Below are 3,286 nucleotides of genomic sequence, written 5' to 3' on the forward strand. Positions count from 1 at the left end.
GTTCAGGGCGGCCGGATCAACCAGGCGTTCGGTGACGAAGCGGGGGTTGGGATCCGCGCCCACCCCCATCGGGTGGTGGCCCATGTGCTCCACGCCACCGGCAATAACGACGTCGTACGCGCCAAAGCCGATGCCCGACGCCGTCGTCGTCACCGCCGTCATGGCGCCGGCGCACATCCGGTCGATCGCGAAGCCGGGAACCGTGCGGGGGAGTCCGGCCAGAAGGGCGGCGGTGCGGCCGATGGTCAGCCCCTGGTCGCCGGTCTGGGTGGTGGCGGCGATTGCCACTTCGTCCACGCGCTCGGGCGGCAGTGACGGGTTGCGGCGCAGGAGTTCGCGGATGCACTTGACCACCAGGTCATCAGCGCGGGTATCGGCGTACATGCCCTTTTCGCCGGCCCTTCCGAACGGGGTCCGAACCCCGTCCACGAAGACAACGTCCCTGATCTGCCGTGCTCGGCCTTGTGGGCTCACGTACTGCTCCTCTTCGAGATAAGAAAACCTGGACAAGCTCAGGCTCGATGTTACTAGTGAGTAACTTAGGCTGCAAGGGCCTGCGCCCGCGAACCAGGGACGGGCGGGAAACCGCCGCGCCCCTGGTTCACAGGCGAATACTACGAGGTGCCGGCAGGCTGCTGCACGAGGGTGCTGAAACTCTTGCCGCCGTCCGCGGAATGCTCCAGCCCGGCGTCGGTCATGACCCAGATCTGCAGCCCGTCCTCCGTCTCAGCCGCCGTGACGGCGACGGGGTATCCGGCTACCTGGCCGGCCGAGTCCCAGGGCGCTCCCGGATCCTCGCTGGTGAGGATCCTGCCGTCAGGGAGGACACCCACAATCCGGGACTGCGCGGTGACGGCAGCGAGCATGATCACGGGGGAGTCCGGAATTTTACTCCAGCTCCTTCCGGCATCGTCCGAGCGGTAAGCCCCGTCCTCAGTTGTGGCGACGGCCAGCGGGCCGGATGGGGACCCGGCCAAGCTGTAGGGCGTGAGCTGTGTCGGTGAATCGCTCCACGTTTTACCGTCCCCGCTCAGGCGCAGCGTCCCGTCGAACCCGATGATCCCGCCGCTGGTGGCCGCGAGCGCATGGAAATCGGATTGTCCCGCCAGCGATTCCTGCGTCCAGTTCTCCCCGTCGGTGGACCGGATCAGGCCGACCGGGTTCGGCAGGTCAACGCCCGGGCCTGGATGCCCGGACGCCAGGTAGTCGCCGTTGCCGTCGACGGCGAAGCCCATCAGGTCGATGTTGGCGCCCGTGGGCCGCAGTTCGTTCCCGTCGAGTTCGAAAATCCCCTCATGCGAGGCGAGCAGGACATCGGTGGTGCCCGGCTTCAGCGCCAGCGCGTGGACGTGGGTGGGGAACGGTGACGCCGCGTTTTCCTCCTGCCCGCCGGCAGGTGAGGAGCAGGCGGTTAGGGCGAGAAGCACGACGGCGGCAGCGGCGGCTGTGCGGGTCGGGGTCCTGCGGTTTATGCCGCCGGGACGGGCGGGGCGTCGGCGGCTCATGCCAGGCCCTGCAGCAGGTCCTGCATTTCGGCGATTTCGCTGTTCTGGTCCGCCACGATGGCCTCTGCCAGTTTTACGGCGTCGGCGTTGGTGCCTCCGGCAACCTCTTCCTCGGCCATTTCTACCGCGCCCTCATGATGTTCGATCATCTGTGTCAGGAACAGCTTGGTCGCTTCGGTGCCCTGGGCTTGATCCAACGTCGCAAGATCCTCCTCGGAGAGCATGCCGTCCATCATCATGGAATGCCCCTCCATGGGGGCCCACGGCTGATCCCAAGCTGCGAGCCATTCCTCCATCTTCTGGATCTCTGGGCCTTGGGCTGCCTTGATCTTCGTGGCGAGCTCCACGACCTGGGGTTCAAGCCCTTCCTTGGCGAGCATCATGTCACTCATGAGGATCGCTTGTTCGTGGTGCGGGAGCATCATCTGCGCGAACATCGTGTCCGCGCCGTTGTGGTCTGCCGCGTCCGTCGAATCAGCGTTGTCGTGGTGGTCCATGCCGGGCATGTTGCTCTCTGCCGCGGGGCCCGAATCCGGGGCACTGGTGTCGGCACCGCAACCCGCCAGGAGAATGGCGGCGGCGAGGGCGGTTGCAGATACTGGGGCAAGCTTCTTCATGGTGTTTCCTTCGGTAAGTTCATACGTTCTTGGCAATCAGCACTGCCACGGCGGGCAGGCACGCAGAAGGGGGCTCCGGAGAATCGGCGGAGCCCGCTTTTACGTGCGGCTGATGCAGAGTTGAACGAGCGAGGGAGGAAGCGGCGGAGCCGGGACGGAGGGGAAGGCCCGGGGCGGGTCCGGACGGTTCGGAATCCGGTACCGGCGGGACGCCAGCAGGCCGAGGGCAGCCGTGATGCTGACCAGGACCAGGAACATCATGCAGAGGTCTGCGGCGCAGCCGGCTGGTCCGCAATCGGGGCAAGACCCGGAGGTGTGCCCGCCGCCGTCGGAGGAAGGAGCAGCAGCGGGTGCCGGATCGGCGTCGTGCCGGAGTGCTGTCCCGGCGGAGTGCGCAGTGGCAGCGGACTGGCTGGAAACCGTGTGACCGGCATCGGAGTGGCTTGCTGCCGGATGGGGATTGGCCAGCATATGCATGCCCAGAATTCCGGCCAGGATCGCCAGGAGGCCGAGGAGGGAAACCAGCAGCTGCGGCGTCGACCGGAGGGCCAACGCATGGCCAGCTGCGGCCCGAATACCTGCCCTCATAATGAGCGCCAGTCTAACAGGAGGGCAGGACTGGGCAGTCGTGGATTCGTTCGGCGGTGCCAGGCGGAGTGGGACCGCCTTGGGGAGCGCGCTGAGGCCGTGGGCGGTTTTGGGTGCGCAGATCTGGTGGGTTGTCAGCGGCACGGGAGTGGTGGGTGCGCAGGTATGGCGGCCTCTTTCGCAGGGAGGTCACCGGAGCTGCGCACCCAGTGCGGGGGAGGAGCGAGAGAGGGGAAGGCTGCGGCGGTGGGTGCGCAGGTTTGGCGGGTTGTCAGCGGCACGGGAGTGGTGGGTGCGCAGATATGGCGACTTCTTTCGCAGGGAGGTCACCAGAGCTGCGCACCCAGCGCGGGAACGGTCACCTGAGCTGTACACCCAGCGGGGGAGGAGCGAGAGAGGGAAAGGCTGTGGCGGTGGGTGCGCAGGTATGGCGACTTCTTGCGCAGGGAGGTCACCTGAGCTGCACACCCAGTGCGAGGGAGGAGCGAGAGAGGGAAAGGCTGTGGCGGTGGGTGCGCAGGTATGGCGACTTCTTTCGCAGGGAGGTCACCAGAGCTGCGCACCCAGCGCGGGAAC

3 protein-coding genes and 1 pseudogene are annotated in these 3,286 nt (G+C 66.8%); all 4 read right to left on the minus strand.

The features are described 5' to 3' along the window. Positions 1-474, minus strand: a pseudogene (locus tag RTN46_RS15950) (acetyl-CoA C-acyltransferase); the annotation flags it as partial. A 140-nt stretch (positions 475-614) separates the two neighbouring features. Then, complete coding sequence (locus tag RTN46_RS15955) at positions 615-1,505, minus strand: F510_1955 family glycosylhydrolase (protein ID WP_312182857.1); 891 nt, start codon at positions 1,503-1,505, stop codon at positions 615-617. Beyond that, positions 1,502-2,122 (minus strand): DUF305 domain-containing protein, encoded by a 621-nt coding sequence (locus RTN46_RS15960; protein WP_312182858.1) that lies wholly within the window; start codon positions 2,120-2,122, stop codon positions 1,502-1,504. The genes RTN46_RS15955 and RTN46_RS15960 overlap by 4 nt, the downstream gene beginning before the upstream one ends. Before the next feature lie 99 nt (positions 2,123-2,221). Next, the gene (locus RTN46_RS15965; protein ID WP_312182860.1) at positions 2,222-2,710 is read right to left on the minus strand and encodes a DUF6153 family protein; all 489 of its coding nucleotides are present in this window, start codon (positions 2,708-2,710) and stop codon (positions 2,222-2,224) included. Between the last annotated feature and the right edge of the window lie 576 nt (positions 2,711-3,286).

This window comes from Arthrobacter sp. (assembly GCF_031988865.1).
Classification (GTDB): Bacteria; Actinomycetota; Actinomycetes; order Actinomycetales; family Micrococcaceae; genus Arthrobacter_B.